Annotated in this window: 1 pseudogene (cut by a window edge); it reads right to left on the bottom strand. The window is 48.7% G+C overall.

Features of this window, described 5'->3' with window-relative positions:
- Nucleotides 1-1,129, bottom strand: a pseudogene (locus COV52_09855) (IS3 family transposase); it reaches 34 nt to the left of the window's first position.
- Between the last annotated feature and the right edge of the window lie 108 nt (nucleotides 1,130-1,237).

Raw genomic sequence — 1,237 nt, 5'->3', positions numbered from 1 at the left:
TCAGCTTTTGCAGGTGGTAGCCCATTGTTGAATGAGTGAGGCCTGCGCCAGTTGTAGTAATTCATCAAGTAAAAGCTCAGATCTCTTGTTGCTTCCTCTTGGGTCGTATAACCCAGAGCAGGCACCCATTCCGTTTTCAAACTTCTGAACAGCCGTTCCATTGGTGCATTGTCCCAGCAGTTTCCTCGACGACTCATACTCTGGATCATGCGGTAACGCCATAATCGCTGACGAAAAACTCGGCTGGCGTATTGGCTTCCCTGGTCAGAATGAAACATGACACCCGTTGGTCTGCCACGCTGTTCAAAGGCCAAGTCCAGGGCCTTCGTCACCAGCTCAGCATTTGCTCGTGTTGATAACGCCCACCCAACAATACGGCGTTTGTATAGGTCAATCACTACTGCAAGATAATGCCAGCGATTACCGGCCCAGATATAAGTGATATCACCGCACCAAACCTGATCAGCAGCGCAAGGAGCAAATTCTCGGTCCAGATGATTAGGGATATCAACTCGTTCTACGTTAGCGATTTTATACTTGTGTGGACCTGGTTGCTTGCAGACTAGATTAGCCTCTGTCATTAACCGACTTACCTTAAATCGGCCGATTATATGACCCTGCTCACGCATCATCCCTACTAGCGAACGACTACCTGCCGAATTGCGGCTGAGCCTGAATAACTCCTTGATTTTGCTGCGAAGCAACAACCGGTCCACGTCAACAATCTGGTGACTTTGCCTGTGTTCGTAGTAACTGCTTGGCGCAATGTCGAACGCAGCACAAATCATTTCCACTGATTCTCGCTCTCTCAATTGATCAATCAACGCGTACGATCGAGTTCGTCCGACATCAAGAGAGCGGTAGCCTTTTTTAGGATGGCCTTTTCACGTTCCAACCTGTTGATCCGGGCTTCCAGTTCCTGGATTTTCTGCTGCTCGGCGGTCAGGGCTTTGGACTTGGGAGTAATCCCGTTTCGCTCCTGATCCAGCTGCTCAACCCAGCGCCTGATTGCTGTCTCACCTACACCGAGCGAGCGACTGGCCTCACTGACTGAATAGCCTTGCTTGACTACCAGATTTGCTGCTTCACTTTTGAACTCTGTTGAAAATGTACGACGTTGTCTTGCCATGGAACACCTCGCTCAAGGTGGTAAGATTACCACCTAAGTTGGTGTCCGGTTTTATTAAACCACTACAATCAAATCTGATACCCGTGACAACATTTCATCTTTTTGAAA

The sequence above is a fragment of the Gammaproteobacteria bacterium CG11_big_fil_rev_8_21_14_0_20_46_22 genome (genome assembly GCA_002796245.1).
GTDB lineage: Bacteria > Pseudomonadota > Gammaproteobacteria > UBA12402 > UBA12402 > 1-14-0-20-46-22.
The sequence above is the reverse complement of the archived record's forward strand: the minus strand, read 5'-3'. Positions and strand labels throughout refer to the sequence as shown.